Below are 15,683 nucleotides of genomic sequence, written 5' to 3' on the forward strand. Positions count from 1 at the left end.
AACATAAAGCAAATTTACCTACAGTTTTTAGTGTATAAAATCAGTAAAATAAGTTAGATATTTACTGATTTTATTACATAAATCCAATAGTACAATTCATCTTTCCATAATATCTGGAGATGTATCATACAATCTTATTTTTTATTGAGTATATTATAAAGTAATAGAACAATTAAAATACTGATTACCCTATTTTGCAACTTACACAATTGTATATAAAAGATAAAAAATAATTATCATCAAATTCATAATTTTAAGGCTTAATGCATATAATTATATGTCGGTTAAAGGCGCATAAAAATAAAAGGAATTCATAAGTTATATGTTGTATAGATATTGTAGTAGATGTAATATGTAAGAAATTTCAGCACTATTTATATTCTGTACAAAAAGATACTTGAAGGGAGATTGAAAAGCTGTAAAAGAGTTTAAAGAAAAATATGAACTTGTGTTATAAATTTTGATTATAAAAAACTGTCTTGATTTTATTAAGACAGTTTTCATATTTTATGATGAAAATTTTATACAAAGTTTAATGAAATAAGATTTAATTATTAAAAAAACAATTTAAAATTTATTTTATCTTTTATATTTTTAGCTATAAAACAAATTTGTTTTTAATACTGTTTTTGAGGTATAAATCTTATATATTAAAGATAAGATTTGGAGGTATTTAGTTTGGAAAGTAAACTTGAAAATAGATGTTCATGGCAAGAGTATTTTATGAGATTATGTGAGACAGTAGCTGAAAGAGGTACTTGTGACAGAGCTTATGTTGGAGCTATAATTGTTAACTCAGAAAACAGAATCGTATCTACTGGATACAATGGTAGTATATCTGGAGATAATCACTGTAGTGAAGTTGGTCATGAGATGAGAGATGGTCATTGTATTAGAACCATTCATGCCGAACAAAATGCCCTTTACTATTGTGCTAAAGAAGGCATATCAGTTAAAGATTGTTCTATTTATGTAACCCATTTTCCTTGTTTAAATTGTACTAAGGCCATAATTCAATCTGGAATTAAACATATCTACTATAAAACTGGATATAGGATGGATGAATATGCCTTGAGATTATTACAATCAAGCAATGTGTTATATACAAAATTGCAATTTTAATACTTACACATATTATTCTATAATTTTACAAAATATTTTATATTAGATAATTAAAGTATAAAAAGAAACAAAATTTTAAATTGTGCATATATTAAATAGAAGTTAAATTTAATCATAAAGGAGATGTATAATTTGAAAGTAGTAGTAATACCAGGGCACACTTTAACTGGGAAAGGTACAGGAGCTGTAGGATATATAAACGAAAGTAAAGAAACAAGAATAATGAATGACTTAATAGTTAAATGGCTTAAATTAGGAGGGGCTACTGTTTATACAGGAAAAGTTGATGCATCAAATAATCATTTAGCTGACCAATGTGCTATAGCAAATAAACAAGAAGCTGATTTAGCTGTTCAGATTCATTTTAATGCAAATGTTACAACTTCAGCCCCAGAAGGTACAGAAACTATATATAAATCTAATAATGGAAAAGCATATGCAGAAAAGGTAAATGCTAAACTAGCTACAGTATTTAAAAATAGAGGTGCAAAATCTGATGTTAGAGATCTTTATTGGCTTAATCACACTAACGCAACAGCTATACTAATAGAAGTATGCTTTGTAGATAGCAAAGCAGATACAGATTACTATGTTAATAATAAAGATAAAGTTGCTAAGTTAATAGCAGAAGGAATATTAAATAAATCTATATCAAATTCTCAAGGGGGAGATAAAGTGTATGAAAATGTAATAGTTTATAAGGGGGATGCTGATAAAGTTGCTGCTCAAATTTTATACTGGCAATTGAAAGATGCTTTAGTAGTAGAAGCATCTAGCTATAAGCAAGGTTTAGGCAAAAAAGTTTATGTTGTAGGTGGAGAAGCTAATAATCTTGTAAAAGGTGATGTAATAATAAATGGTGCTGATAGATATGAAACTGTAAAATTAGCATTAAGACAAGTAGGTAAGTTATAAAATAGATATTATTTTATAAATATATAATAAAAAGATGTATCTACTTATTATGTTTATTCATCAATAGATACATCTTTATTTATTTGTACTTTATAAAGTATTTTCTGTAAAATTAGTTTAGTAAAGTTTTAAATTCACAGAAATACTAAAGCTTATCGTATTAATATTTTTTATCCGAAAAAATATTTTTAATTATAGTTAATATATCAACTATGACATCCATATTTGATTTAACGCTGTCTTTAGTAACAAGAAAGTCTGCTGTAACTTCAGTAACAGCCTCTGTTACATCTTTCATATTCTCGCCTACTTCTCCAAAACTATCTACAACACTAGGAAGATTATTTAAAGTTGTATTTATATTTTGAGTATTTTCATTTAATACATTTCCAACAGTATTTAAAATCTTATGTAATTTAGCAAGTACAATAATTAAATAAATTAAAGCGATACACCCAAGTATAGCTAATAATACATATATTATACTAATATTAATTGTTATTGTGTTATTCATTGTTATTCCTCAGTGACACTTACTGGTTCAACAATGTCTATTACTTTATCTTCCTCGCTAGAATCTTCAACACGTTTTTTATTATCTATATAATTTCTTATCTTTTGCTTTGATTCAATGAAATTTCCTTTTCTGTCTTCTAATTTCTCAGACATCTTACCTTTTACATCCACTGTTTTCATGTTTATTTTATCCGCAATTTGTTGAGATGCATCTTTTATATCTTCTCTTGTTTCTTTTCCTGATTTAGGTGCTAGTAATACTCCTCCAACTGCACCAGTAACAGCTCCTAATACGACACCAGCCGTTGCAATTTTAGCTTGTTTGGCTTTTTCAGCTCTTTGTTTAGCTTTTCTTTTATCTTCTATTTTTTTTGATAAGCTCATATCCAATCGCTCCTTATTATAATATTTCTAAATATTATAATACATTTTTTTCCATAATGATATAGTTTCTAACTAAATTTTTAAAAACTAATAAAAAGTTCTTTCTAGTATTTATATATATAATAAGAATTCTAAACTACATTCCAAAAATTCTATAATATAAGTATCTGAAAACTCTTTAATATAAGTCTCCTACTCTTTCACTGTATATCAAAAATTTTGATGCAGTTTCTAAATACAATTCTTCATTAGCATTTAAACATCTTATTTCTTTTGTGCTAAATATCTCCATATTTTTAACCCTTTTAAATAAATTAATTAAAAAAACAATAAGAGAGGAATTAATCCTCTCTTTTAAATTTAATTAGATTTGGCAGGGCGGCGTATCCTGCATCTCTATTAACTACCCTATAAGCAGCGTATTGGGTGCCTTTTCCAACCTCAAATCTAATAAATAAATATTTACATATATATTTATATTATAACTTATTTGATAATATTTTTCAATGCTTTAGGAAAAATTAATAATATTATGTTAACCATCATATTGTAATACTCTTCCACTACTAATTCTACTTTCTAATTTTGCTTCTTTTATGGCGTATAATGAAGAGACATATAGATATCCCTTTTTTGTATCTAGTTCTGTAGCAACTAATATATAATCATCAAGTTTTTTTACAAATTCTACACTTTTACCAGGTTTTTTAGGATGACTTCCTATATACTCAGGAGATTTTAGCACTGTTTTTATAGTTTCTAGTATATCATTAAAAATGTCTTTACTCAATTGACCTCTATGTTTTTTCTTTATATGTTTTATAACACCAGAAGGATTACTTTTCTTTATAATCTGATAAAATCTCGTCTATTGCATGTAAGCTAATCTATTATTTTTATTATTTCCATATTTTCTAACACACTGTAAAACATATTAGTATCACATTAGTATCATAAATTTTACTACTCAATATCTTTTTTTATTTCTATAACATCATTTGGAGTACAATCAAAAACTAAACATATTTTTTCAATTACAGCTAATGCAACATATTCATTCTTACTTAACTTTGAAAGAGTTCCATTACTTATATTTGCTTTTTCTTTAAATTCCATTTTTTTAATATTTTTATCAAACATCATTCTCCATAAAGGTTTATATGAAATCATTTTATCACCTCTCTTGAGTAAATGATAACATCAATATTTCTATAATGTCAAAACAAACTTCTATTTTATTAGAATTTTGTATTGACATACACTTTAAGACATATTATATTTATAATAAATTAGAAATTATTTCTACTAAATCAGAAATAACTCTAACAATAAAATTAAAGGAGTAATATAGATGTGTTTTAAGACTTATATACTAAAAAGACTTGTAAATAACAAGCAACTAGAAATAACTCGTAGTTTTGACTTAGATAATCTTATTTGTACTGCAACAGAAATATTGAAAGATAATAAGATTGATTTGATAATCATTGATGAAGTAAACAACATTGTTTGGAGAAATGAAAAAAGCACTCCCGCTCATGAGAATGCTTAGTTGTAACTATAGAAGTGTATTGGTAGTACACTTCTATTTTTTTATTATATAATATAATTTAGGTTGTTAAAAAGAACTATTTAAATCAATTTTAAGGTGTATTGAGTAATGTTCTTGACAGTTTTATACCTTAATGTATTTCAAAAAAAATAAGCACTCCTATAAAAAGAGTGCTTTGGTGTATGTTAATGTATATATCTAATACAATTATAACATGTCTTATGTTTTAGTATGATGATTTTCGTTCGTTTTATTGTTACAACTTATACTATAATTTTATTTTTTATTATATCTTTAAGGTGTCAATATATCTTTAATTTTAATAAAACTCAATTAAAATGTTTTAAGGTTGAACGATGAAATTGAATGACCAAGAGCTTCCTCCTCTTACTAATGTCGAGCTTGATTCAAACCCACAATTGTATTGAAGAGAATCTCTACCCACTGGTTTCCAACTAGAAGGTGCATTATATGAAAAAGAATTTGATGTTGGGTCTTTCCTTTGTTGTTGCTTAATTCCTAATCCATTAGAAACAAATCCAGTTTGGTTTATGTACACCTTTCTATTTGTTACACGAATCTGACCATCTGCAATAGACCAGTTTCCAGAAACTTTACTGACAGAAATATATTGGAATGCTCCATCTCCTTTTGATATTGTATATGTAACTGTACCAGATGCTTTTACACCGCCAGTTTTATCCCATCCGTCTTCTGATATACTTGCTTTTCTAAGGGGCTTTATTGTATCAGTATCTAAAAAAACTGTTTTAGAATATGTCTTAGATGTTAAATCTTTAGATTGTTTGACTTCTAATAATTGTGTTGTTGATATAGCATCAACATACATAGATTCTCCTGTTCTTTCATTTTTGATTATACCTTTTTCGTTGGGACTTTTAACATCAGTGATTCCATTTTTAGCCATATCATATAACTTGTTCATATCTGTTACTTGTTTCTCTGAATATGTTACTTTCATAGATGAATTTTCTACTTCACTAGCGTTTACACTTGCTGGTAATAGTATTGTCATTGCAAGTAAAGATAAAATACTTGTTGCAGATTTTTTAAACCTAGAATTCATACTAATCCCTCCTTTTTTATTAATTATACCACATATTCTATCACGATAGAATATAAATATCAAAAAAATTCAGAAAATTCATAATAATGATGTTGGATAACTGTTTTCATGTTATAATACATATAATTATTCAAAGGAGGGCTCAGTATGAGAAAAAAACTTTTTCTAGGTATTTTTATAGTTTTAGTAATCGCTACGATAGTTGTACTTAATATAAAAAATGATAAAAATGTCTTTATTGGAGAATCAGAACATTGGACAGCTAAATTTGTTACTACTGAAGAACAATCAGAATTAGAAATAAAATATAAAGACAGTAAAGATGCAGTTAAGCAAAACTTTAATTATTCATATGAGTTTATAGATGGTGAAGATGCAGTTATAATTTTAAAAGATGCAGTTTTAGAATCAGGTCAAGAAAAAATAATAGAAAGACAAAGACCAGGTCTTTATTCAAATAGGGAATCTAATTATAAAGTAATTATATCTTGGAATAGAAATGAAGAAACTATAAACTTGAAAAAGAAATGATAGCAATATTATTAATTTTAAAAATTGATTATTGAAATCCTTGTAAAAAAGAGTGTTTAGAAAAATAAAACACTCTTTTTTATATAAGTTTTTGAAAATTATGGATGAAATATATCAAAGCTTTATCTTTAAAAATATAAAACTTATAATTTTGTCTTTACAAATTCTCTAGCCTTATCCATTGTTGACCACACATCATCAGCATATATCTGAGTAAACTTTTCTCCTGTGGTCTTACTCATTTCTTTCATCTTATTACAGGTTACTCCACCAATTACATACAGATTTTGCGTTTGGTGTGGCTTATAGTCTTTTATATCTGTAACTAAATAACTTTCTTTTAATCTCTTGTAATATAATCCTAAAAGGTCTGCTGATACTTTATCATCACCACTGTACACTATTGTATGTTTATATCTATTGTAATTATTTTCTTCTGCTGAACTTATATGTTTAGTTATAGCTTCTACTATTGCGGTAGCTAACTTATCAGCTCCTAATTCCAAATATTTATTCGCATCTTCACTATCTACGAAGCATACTTCTATTAACATACTTTTAGCTTTAGTTTTATTTACTACATATAACCCACTTCCATCTTTTACTCCTCTATTTGTAAATCCTAAATCAGAAATTTTTTTACAAACATCTATAGCATCTTGATACTGTTTACCTTTATAAGTATACACTTCGCACCCTTTACCACCACCTGCGTTAAAGTGTATTGATATGAACCAATCCAAATCCTGTCTATTTGCTTGTGCTGTTATTTTAGACAAACATTCTGATTGGGTAGATGCTTTATCTATAGTACAATCGACTACATTATTACCTAATTTTTTTAATTTATCTATTACTTTATATCCTACATTTCTAGTTTCTGTTGACTCATTTATTTTACCTATAGCTCCACTTCCTGGTCCTGTTTTTGTATGTCCACAATTTATACCTATTTTCATTATTTCTCACCATCCTTTAACTGTTTGTAAGTTTGATTTATACCTATTGATATACCCCAACAAATCACACCTTGTAAGACTGCATCAGCATTTAATCCTAGCATCCATACTGAAAAACCTATCCCAAGTATCAATAACACTACTGGAATATACTTGTTATCTAACTGTTTATACTTCTTACAACCTGCCCCTATAACATAAAGAGCAGCAACTAAAATTAGCAACTGCTCTGGTATGAAACTTATTAAATTATCCATTTATTTTCCTCCTAATTAAAATATTCCTCTCTGTATGGCAAATATAAAGAATCCTACAAGTGTTGTAATCATTGTTCCAATTAGCCACTTCAACATACTTGTAAGTGAGTTTAAATTCTCACATAGTGCCTTTAACTCTGCTTTAGACTCTATATTTGCTACTTTTAATTCGTCTATTTCATCATTATGTTTATTTATTGTTACCTCATGTCGTTTCAAATTATCTTTGAAAAGTTCTTCATTCATGTAAGCCTCCTAATTAATTGAAATAAAAAAAGAACCTTATGCCGTAGGTTCTGTTCCTTCTACTACTCCACTTTCTTTAATTATATAATCCTCTACGGCTTTTCTGTATTCTGTGTTAGTTACGTCATCTAACTCAAAAGGTCTGTTTTTTAAAGGGTTCAATCCTTTGTTTAATATCCTCTCTGCTAATATTCTTACTACAACATTATTTATGTTCATTATAACAATCCTCCTACTTTTTCATTTTCTGCAATTAGTAATTGATTTTCTAACTCTTGTATTCTCTTTTCTTCTTCACTCACATATATTGGTATTTCTTTTAAAATAAGTTCTTTTGTTATTGGATTTATAGATTCTATATACTGTTTACTATAGTTTATACTTCCATACTCAACATCTAAGAAATTTAATTCTGTTATACTATCATGTGGTAATACATCACCTATTGCTTCTCCAGTTTGTAAAAGTATTTTACCAGTTTGGTCATAAATAATTCTATTTGCTCTATTCATTTAATCACCTCCTAAGCAAATTTTATAGCATGCCAGTTATATGGAGAACTTGAAAGACTATAAGGCACAGGAACCCTAATACCATTATTGTTCATATAAACATTGTTTTTGCCTAGTGCAAATAACTCTCCAATTATACTAAAAGTTGTTTGACCATATGTTTTATTAAATATAATATTGACCACAAAACCACTATTATTAGAAATTGAAGGTGTATTTCTAACTACAAAAACAAAATATTTGAAAATTTTATCAGAATTCGGTTGATAATCTAGTTCAGCAAAAAATAAATCAGGGATAAATCCAATCCCATTAAAATCAAACCAGTAATCTGGACGAACTATTTTATCTGAGTGAGAACTATTAGGGTCATATAAACAAGCATGTAAAAGAGTATTTTCCCTCTGATAAACAGTTCCACTCGCATATTTATATTTAGAGTTTAATTGATTTATAGTATTATTAGCCTGTGTTAATTTACTTGTTAAATCCTCAATACTAGCATCCCCGCTATCAAAACTCGTTTTAATTTTCTCTGATAACTCAACAAGTGTATTATTTAAACTTGCTTCTATATTCTTTAATGCTAAAGTATTTACAATACTTGTTTTACCACTTTTGAATGTATCTTTAATTTCTATCCATTTGCCTGTAACTTCCTCAGTTGTAGAACCACTTGGAAGAGGTGCAATTCCTTTACTTATACTCAATACCTTTTCTACTGTAGCATTAGCACTATCTGTAACAACTATTTTAAGTGTGTGTAGTGCATTATCTTCTAATGTATAGTTAATTGTTTTCTCTGTTGCTAAATCTGTTGTTATAGTTTCTTTTAATACATCATCTATAAAATATTCTATCTTAGTCAATAATGTAGGGTCTGTGTGGTCTGCTTTAAACTTAGCAGTAGTAGAATTATAAGATGATATAGTTAAAAAAGGTAATGCTTGGAGTAATGTTATCTTAGCGTAACCATCTGCTCTTGTAGTATTTCCTCCAGCTGTCATGACCACATTTTCTAACCAATATTCTGAGGTTGGTATATAACCAGGTGGCTTATAGCTATCTTTAGTTAACACATAACCACTTCCACCTCCTGCTCCACCAACTCCTATTATAGCAGAGCCACCAAACCAGCCACCTCCACCTCCGCTTCCATCTCCTGTTATAACGGAACAACCTTTTCCAAAACTTCCATTTTCTGTACTTACACGACCGATACCACCTTGGTATTGTGTACCACCAGGGCGATGTGTAGAATTTGCGCTATATCCATTACCTCCTTCTAATCCACCTCCTGCACCACCAGTATGAGGATAATATGCACCACCACCTCCACCAGCAACAATTATACGAGAAAGCAAGCTTTGAGAATTATCCCAAGCATCTCCAACAGTTCTTATATCAGTGGCACCACCACCGTACATAGAATAATAAGTACCCATAACCTGTTGATTTAAATAACCTTTACCTCCACCATTAAAACCTTTTTTAGTGTTATTACTAGTAGATGAAGAAGCAAAACCAGTTTCCCCAACATAAACATACAATGTAGTTAGTTTATTTAATGTAAGTTCACCTTTAGAATATCCGCCTCTAGCATTAGTATCCCAAGAAGAATTATTAATACCGCCAGAAGCACCATAACACTCCATTTTATATTTGCCAGGTTTTAATATTACACTTTGTGGTGAACCTGTATAATTAAAATTCCATACTGTCTGCACCTTATCACTCTCCTTTCTTAAATAGGTAACATATCATTTTGTATAGATATATTAACCTCATTAAATCTTTCTATCTTTGCAACAACCTCATCAATCGCATTTTGAACATTTGTAGCAGTAAGACTACTTATTGCATTGTTATAACTTGTTTTCTCTGCTGTTGTTTCTATACTATCTACACTAGTTTTTACCTCATTAATTGCGCTAACTATATTGGTTTTATCTGTTGTATCAAGTTGTGTTGTATCTCCTATTTTATTGTTAATCTCTGTCTTAGTAGTTTCTATTTTCTTATTTGTTGTTGTATTATTTTCAGTTATCTTTTTATCTAAATTCGTATTAACTTCGTCTATTTTAGTACCTAAGTCTTGTATGTCTTTTAAGGTTGCAAATATAATTGTAGGGTCTATTTTTAACTCTATATTATCTGAATTAGACACAACAAAGATAGTTTTTACTTTCATATCAATGATTGCTCCATCTGCTTCTAGTGTCGGTTTATATGCTGACCTATACTTAGAAATAGCGAGTAAATTACCTTCTGTATCTAAATACCCTATCTCTCTAATTATAAAACCACCAGCACTTGCAGGAATAAGACTCTCTAAAATCAGACAATTTGACATAGTTTTATCAGTTGTGACATTCCCTACTTTACCTTCCCAAACTACCTTTTTTAATACTGTTTGTTCCTCTGTAGGATTATACTCATTTCCTCCGCCATCTCCAAGTTGAATCTTGACAAAATCAACTTTTTCTCCTACTAAACTTGCATTTGCTATTTTAGCCTTACCTATGTTTGTTAATATCGTGTAATAACTTTTATCTGTAGCCAAACTACCACCTCCTATCTAATAAATTGTAATCTCTTGGTATCCAAATCCATTGCCACTAAGTATATTAATCTCTCCTTGTGTTTCAATATCACTAGGTGACCAAGGGTAAATTGTAATCTCATGTCCTGTAATAGTGGTTGCACCAAAATACATACCATTATCTTTACTAACTAAAACTCTAGTGTAATCTAAAGTTAGGTTGCAAGGTTTAATGTTACTTACAAATGAATGAACCTCATTAAACCAATCTTGATTTCTTGCATCACTCTCTAAATGTATATTATAAGTAGCATTATTTATAGTTAATTCATAGTTTCCTTCTCCAACTATACTATCTAGCCAGTTTCTTAAAAATCGTTCTGAATAAGGTAGTTTACTTATATATCTACTAAAAATCCTAAACCTTCTATCCTCTAGGCTCTCATTTGATTTAGGAACTATAGACATTATTTTTTCCCATCTTTTTATACCACTTATGGTCAAATCCTCTAAAAACTGGTCATCTAAGACATCATCTAATTTATCATGTAGTATCTTTATTTCTTTGTTATCTGCATTAAATGCTTTTATATATTCTTCTTTATCTTGCAGAATTTGTGGTAAGTAACTTATTAGATTTACCTCTTTATCCAACTACATCACCTCTTACTACTATTGAATCTTTATCAACACTAAAATTTGATGCAACATCATTTATCATAGTATTTCCAATGTCTAATACTCCATCAATGCTAAGCAATCTAGTTTCTATCTGAGATATACGAACTATTAAGTTTTCTTCACCTTCCCAACTCATATTGAGTTCATTAAAATAGTTGTCGATGACTTCCTCTGCTATAGTCTTTATATTCTCCCAAGTATAGCCACTCTTATATGTTATATCTGCTGATATGTTTATAGTTGTACTCACGACTCCTTCAACTGTTACTTGATGCCCAATTGGTGCTAATCCAATGCCTTGTCCTTGATGTCCAATTGGGTCAATTTCTTCTTGTACTAGATTAACCAAATCAGTGCTTGGTACTTTGAAATTAGAGTTAATTATTACTAACTTAACAGTTCCTCCGCCATTCCAAACAGGATAAACTTTAACTCCTCCAACATCAGGTAGTTTATTAACTTCATCCCTATAATTTTGTATATTACCACCAAAACTTTGCGAGTTTAAACTATCATAGTATCTTTGTCTTAAACTGTCCTCAGATTCTTCATCTTCTCCATTTATCAATATTTCTGTCAGTTCTGCTGTTTCTAATTTATCTATATATTCGATAGGTATTAATTGTCCCAACTCAAATACAGGTCCAGCAGTTTCACATTTCATTTTATATATTCCTTCGCTAATTCTCTCTGTTGCAATATAATTGCATTCTCCTAGATTAAAACGTGAATCTAATGGAATGTCTATATTAAAGACTCCTTTTGCAATTGTATTAGTAGCTTCAAGTGGTGTAATTCCTCTTTCTTTACATCTTTTCTCTAAATAATAGTAACTGGCAGTATCAACAAAAGTTTGGTCTAGTAATTCATCCATTGCAATATACGTTTCTGTAAGTTCTATAGCAACAGGAGCAAGAGCATTATATATTATAGAACCTTCTCTTTTATCAAAGGTATCTGGTACACTATCTAACATTCTTTTAATTATATTTTCAAATGTCATTAACTCAAACACTAAATACTCACCACCTTCTCTGCTTTGATATTTCCATATTTAGTATGGACCATAAATTTACACTGGACCTTTCCTTTTTGATTTTCAAACTCAAAATTATCTACATTTTCAATCCTATCATCCTGCATTAATGCTTCTTTGATTCTTCTCTCTAGCTCGGGTATTACATATGAAATAGGCTCTCCAATTAAATCGTTTAATTCAACTCCATAATTTCTAGAATAAATAAGGTGCTCATACCTTTCAATATTTAAAATTAAAAAGATGGTCTGTTTTAATGCTTCTACATCATCACAAATACCATCTATCTTAGATTTTTCTATATTTAATTTAAAAGTCTTACTTGGTTCTTGCCTTACATCAAAGTTTATAATTGATACATCTTCTATATCATAGTCAATGTTATCTGTTGGTAACACTTTATCACATCCTATCTAAAATTAAATACTGTTGTCCTCCTTGCATACGAATTAAAACTAATTTATCTCCTATCTTTTTATCTGTACATCTTTTAAATGTATCTGTTTGTATTAAAAAAAATTCACCGATAGATAGTTTCTGTTCTATCTTAACTTTTAGAGGATTAATGCTTTCTATTGTTCCAAATACAACCCTAATTGGATTACTTGTTTCTACTGCATCCATTGCAGCTTTCTTGATTATTTGTAATAAATCTTGACTCATATTATCACCTCGCTTAAAAGAATCTTCTAGCTCTTGCAAAATCATGATTCTTATTTTGTCTACCACTTAAACTACTTATTTTGACTACATCACCAGTCTTTGGCGAATGTATGAACTGGTCATTTCCTATACATAGTCCAACATGATGTACATTTCCTTTACCTTGATTATATGCAAAGAATACTAAATCCCCAGCTTTTACATCATTTATGTTGCATAATAGTTTTGCTCTACTATCTTTTGATTGGTCTGCTGAAACTCTAGGTAGATTTATTCCTGCACCTCTTTTAAATGCCCATACCATAAGACCACTACAGTCAAAACTTTTTGGACCATTGCCACCTCGAGCATATGATTTACCAAGTTGATTTTTTGCTTCTTGAATAACTTTATTTACTTTACTATTATTATTTGTAGATGTATTAGCATTGTTATTATTTTGAACTTTATAAGTTGTATCTTTTAAATTCTTTTCTGCTTCTTCATTACTTCCAACTCCTGTACCTGAATTATTAGGACTATAGGTACTTCCTGTTATTTGTTTATAGAACTTGCTTACCCCTGGTACCCAATCTTTATTAAGAGGGCTATCATAAAGAGGTGCATATTTGTCTCTAATACGTTCTAATGTTTTTCTTCCTGTATGAATATAGTTTCTTGATAAATTGCTAATACCTCTTTTTATCCCTTCATCTACAGAACTAAAAGACATACCTTTCATACCAAAGAAATTATTTTTATTTTTACAAAGTGAGGAACTACCATTACCAGTTTCATGTATAGAAATAGCAGCCATTAAAGCTGCATTTACTTTGTAAGCATTAGAATATTTAACAAATATATTTCCTGTATTTGATAATTTTCCTTTAAATACTTTATTCAATTTATTTATCATGTCATTATCTTCTTTACTTGTAGTACTTTGTGCAGGACCATTTTTCTTTTCATCTTTATTATTTGTGTTTCCACTTGAATAGGAACTTGAAGAATAAGAAGCAAATTCGTCTCCATCAACTAAAGTTAGGTCCATGAAATGTGAATTGTTTTCAAAATTATGCTTTACTTTCTCAACTAGCATATAATTTTGAACTTCTATATCTCCTAAATCTAAAAAAACAGGTACTAAACAACCTGCTCTTACTCTAATGTCTCCTAATACATTTTTTAAACTTAATGACTTAGTTTTCTTATTATATAATTTTAAAAGTATATCACATTTTTGTTTTATTTCTGCTTCACTCATGTTCTTGTCTACTGTATCAAACATTTGAAGTATTCCCCAACTTCTCATATGCGTAGAATCTTGTGCAATATACACATCTCTTTTTCCTGTCTCCTCGTTATCTCTTACTAGTTTTATTTTTGTATAAGTATCACTGTCTATACTTGAGTTATAGTCAAAATCTTCTATTACATCATTATTCATAACAGTATCTAATTTCATTGATGCAACATTCTTTAATGTTATTCTTCCAAAATCATCATACAAAACATACATTTCCTTTTTCTCTCTTAGAGTATCATCTAGTGCTGTTAGTATCATATCAAAGAGTGTTTTATTTTCTTCAACTCTCGATATTTTATATTTTGTATCTTCTATGACATTGTATTTTAATTTAAAATCTTTAGCTAACATCTTTACAAGTTCACTTGCAGTATTGTTCTCAAGAACATAAGTATCTTTATTTTTAAAAAATCTTAATTGGTCATAGGCAACTATCTTGATATGATTTTCTTTATCTCTTTTCTTCTGAAATATATATCCATAAAATATGCCTACACCCTTGTAATATAATCTTACTGAGTTACCTTCGCAAAACTCTAATATCCTATCCATAACTATTGTAAATTCTAATTTACTTGGTATACCTCGTCTTTCAATTTCCCATGTAATACCATCTAAAACTACAGGCTCATAGAAATCTTCTAAGTGAGCTATTACTAGTCTTACATCCCTATCATTTGCAAGAATTAATTCATCAGACAAGCCTCAACACCTGCCCTTTGTAAATTGTGTATTTAGGTACTTTTTTACCCTTGTTAGCCTTATCCATCATAGTTTTATTTAATTCATATACTTTTTTATATAAAGAACCATTACCAAGTTGTTTTTGACAGATTGACCAAAGACTATCGCCTGCTTTAACTGTATAAGTCTTACCACTTGGGGCATTAACAGAATCGACCCTTTTAGGTTCTATTTTTACATTAGGTCTACCAGTCTCATTAGTAGTTTTGGGTGTGGCAGGAACTAACTTTTTAGTTGAGTAATCTCTATATTGTTTTAATTTTATTGCAACTTTTGTATCTGAGCCATTGTCGGCGTCTTCTAAGATTGTATATTCTTCAAGGGATACTTTTCTATTTGTATTAAATAGTACTTTATTGCCTAACTCACGAGATACAATAAATTGAAATGGCTTACAATCTGTTTTTAATAGTTCTAGTTTACTTAAAAAGAATTGAACATCTTTAAATTGGCCACGATAAAATGGTAGTTTATTATGTGTAAATTCTGCTTCAAATGAAAACTCTGATAAACCAGGAGTCTTTAATATGTTTACTTCACCATCATTTATAAGGTCTACAGTTTTATTTTTGTTTGTTATCTTTACTTCTAATTTGCCAGGTGTGATTGGTAATTGCACTCCATCTAAATAAAAATCATAAGCCATTTATA

22 protein-coding genes are annotated in these 15,683 nt (G+C 28.9%); 4 read left to right on the forward strand and 18 right to left on the reverse strand.

Annotation, left to right across the window (positions count from 1 at the left end; genetic code table 11):
• Positions 1-678 precede the first annotated feature (678 nt).
• Complete coding sequence (locus tag IC174_RS08440) at positions 679-1,122, forward strand: deoxycytidylate deaminase (RefSeq protein ID WP_227435208.1); 444 nt, start codon at positions 679-681, stop codon at positions 1,120-1,122.
• A 123-nt stretch (positions 1,123-1,245) separates the two neighbouring features.
• Complete coding sequence (locus tag IC174_RS08445) at positions 1,246-2,037, forward strand: N-acetylmuramoyl-L-alanine amidase (RefSeq protein ID WP_227435210.1); 792 nt, start codon at positions 1,246-1,248, stop codon at positions 2,035-2,037.
• A gap of 160 nt (positions 2,038-2,197) precedes the next feature.
• Here IC174_RS08445 and IC174_RS08450 read toward each other — a convergent pair whose 3' ends face one another.
• The 4 genes from IC174_RS08450 to IC174_RS08465 form a co-directional block, all read right to left on the reverse strand.
• The gene (locus IC174_RS08450) at positions 2,198-2,551 is read right to left on the reverse strand and encodes a hypothetical protein (protein ID WP_227435212.1); all 354 of its coding nucleotides are present in this window, start codon (positions 2,549-2,551) and stop codon (positions 2,198-2,200) included.
• Positions 2,552-2,553: 2 nt separating this feature from the next.
• A complete protein-coding gene (locus IC174_RS08455; RefSeq protein WP_227482660.1) occupies positions 2,554-2,937 on the reverse strand; it encodes a YtxH domain-containing protein in 384 nt (127 codons plus the stop codon).
• A 535-nt stretch (positions 2,938-3,472) separates the two neighbouring features.
• Entirely contained in the window at positions 3,473-3,790 is a 318-nt protein-coding gene (locus IC174_RS08460; protein WP_413927186.1) for a PBECR2 nuclease fold domain-containing protein, read from the reverse strand.
• Between the two features lie 110 nt (positions 3,791-3,900).
• The gene (locus IC174_RS08465; protein WP_227435217.1) at positions 3,901-4,107 is read right to left on the reverse strand and encodes a helix-turn-helix domain-containing protein; all 207 of its coding nucleotides are present in this window, start codon (positions 4,105-4,107) and stop codon (positions 3,901-3,903) included.
• A gap of 181 nt (positions 4,108-4,288) precedes the next feature.
• On the opposite strand from IC174_RS08465, the gene IC174_RS08470 reads away from it, so the two are divergent.
• Positions 4,289-4,489, forward strand: a complete 201-nt coding sequence (locus tag IC174_RS08470) for a hypothetical protein (RefSeq protein WP_227435218.1) — start codon at positions 4,289-4,291, stop codon at positions 4,487-4,489.
• A gap of 343 nt (positions 4,490-4,832) precedes the next feature.
• On the opposite strand, the gene IC174_RS08475 is transcribed toward IC174_RS08470, so the two are convergent.
• On the reverse strand, positions 4,833-5,576 hold the full coding sequence (locus IC174_RS08475; protein ID WP_227482661.1) for a hypothetical protein: 744 nt from the start codon (positions 5,574-5,576) through the stop codon (positions 4,833-4,835).
• A 147-nt stretch (positions 5,577-5,723) separates the two neighbouring features.
• Here IC174_RS08475 and IC174_RS08480 point away from each other — a divergent pair, with 147 nt between their 5' ends.
• The gene (locus IC174_RS08480) at positions 5,724-6,107 is read left to right on the forward strand and encodes a hypothetical protein (protein WP_227482662.1); all 384 of its coding nucleotides are present in this window, start codon (positions 5,724-5,726) and stop codon (positions 6,105-6,107) included.
• Positions 6,108-6,250: 143 nt separating this feature from the next.
• On the opposite strand, the gene IC174_RS08485 is transcribed toward IC174_RS08480, so the two are convergent.
• The 13 genes from IC174_RS08485 to IC174_RS08545 are packed head-to-tail and all read right to left on the reverse strand — an operon-like array spanning position 6,251 to position 15,678.
• Positions 6,251-7,066 (reverse strand): N-acetylmuramoyl-L-alanine amidase, encoded by an 816-nt coding sequence (locus tag IC174_RS08485; RefSeq protein WP_227482663.1) that lies wholly within the window; start codon positions 7,064-7,066, stop codon positions 6,251-6,253.
• Positions 7,066-7,323: a phage holin family protein gene (locus tag IC174_RS08490; protein WP_076639254.1), complete on the reverse strand. Its 258-nt coding sequence runs from the start codon at positions 7,321-7,323 to the stop codon at positions 7,066-7,068. Before IC174_RS08490 ends, IC174_RS08485 begins: the two co-directional genes overlap by 1 nt.
• 15 nt (positions 7,324-7,338) lie before the next feature.
• On the reverse strand, positions 7,339-7,569 hold the full coding sequence (locus IC174_RS08495; protein WP_021384792.1) for a hemolysin XhlA family protein: 231 nt from the start codon (positions 7,567-7,569) through the stop codon (positions 7,339-7,341).
• A gap of 36 nt (positions 7,570-7,605) precedes the next feature.
• Complete coding sequence (locus IC174_RS08500; RefSeq protein WP_074091881.1) at positions 7,606-7,788, reverse strand: hypothetical protein; 183 nt, start codon at positions 7,786-7,788, stop codon at positions 7,606-7,608.
• Positions 7,788-8,081, reverse strand: a complete 294-nt coding sequence (locus tag IC174_RS08505; protein ID WP_227482664.1) for a hypothetical protein — start codon at positions 8,079-8,081, stop codon at positions 7,788-7,790. The genes IC174_RS08500 and IC174_RS08505 overlap by 1 nt, the downstream gene beginning before the upstream one ends.
• Before the next feature lie 11 nt (positions 8,082-8,092).
• Positions 8,093-9,808: a glycine rich domain-containing protein gene (locus IC174_RS08510; protein WP_227482665.1), complete on the reverse strand. Its 1,716-nt coding sequence runs from the start codon at positions 9,806-9,808 to the stop codon at positions 8,093-8,095.
• A 17-nt stretch (positions 9,809-9,825) separates the two neighbouring features.
• The gene (locus tag IC174_RS08515; protein ID WP_227482666.1) at positions 9,826-10,644 is read right to left on the reverse strand and encodes a phage tail protein; all 819 of its coding nucleotides are present in this window, start codon (positions 10,642-10,644) and stop codon (positions 9,826-9,828) included.
• A 15-nt stretch (positions 10,645-10,659) separates the two neighbouring features.
• Complete coding sequence (locus IC174_RS08520; RefSeq protein WP_227482667.1) at positions 10,660-11,277, reverse strand: YmfQ family protein; 618 nt, start codon at positions 11,275-11,277, stop codon at positions 10,660-10,662.
• Positions 11,270-12,319 (reverse strand): baseplate J/gp47 family protein, encoded by a 1,050-nt coding sequence (locus IC174_RS08525; protein WP_227482668.1) that lies wholly within the window; start codon positions 12,317-12,319, stop codon positions 11,270-11,272. Before IC174_RS08525 ends, IC174_RS08520 begins: the two co-directional genes overlap by 8 nt.
• Positions 12,319-12,738, reverse strand: coding sequence for a DUF2634 domain-containing protein (locus tag IC174_RS08530; protein WP_227482669.1), 420 nt, complete (start codon positions 12,736-12,738; stop codon positions 12,319-12,321). The genes IC174_RS08525 and IC174_RS08530 overlap by 1 nt, the downstream gene beginning before the upstream one ends.
• 4 nt (positions 12,739-12,742) lie before the next feature.
• Positions 12,743-13,003 (reverse strand): DUF2577 domain-containing protein, encoded by a 261-nt coding sequence (locus IC174_RS08535; protein ID WP_227482670.1) that lies wholly within the window; start codon positions 13,001-13,003, stop codon positions 12,743-12,745.
• Between the two features lie 13 nt (positions 13,004-13,016).
• Complete coding sequence (locus IC174_RS08540; RefSeq protein WP_227482671.1) at positions 13,017-14,990, reverse strand: NlpC/P60 family protein; 1,974 nt, start codon at positions 14,988-14,990, stop codon at positions 13,017-13,019.
• Positions 14,983-15,678, reverse strand: coding sequence for a LysM peptidoglycan-binding domain-containing protein (locus IC174_RS08545; RefSeq protein ID WP_227482672.1), 696 nt, complete (start codon positions 15,676-15,678; stop codon positions 14,983-14,985). The genes IC174_RS08540 and IC174_RS08545 overlap by 8 nt, the downstream gene beginning before the upstream one ends.
• Between the last annotated feature and the right edge of the window lie 5 nt (positions 15,679-15,683).

The sequence above is a fragment of the Clostridioides sp. ES-S-0001-03 genome (assembly GCF_020676075.1).
GTDB lineage: Bacteria > Bacillota > Clostridia > Peptostreptococcales > Peptostreptococcaceae > Clostridioides.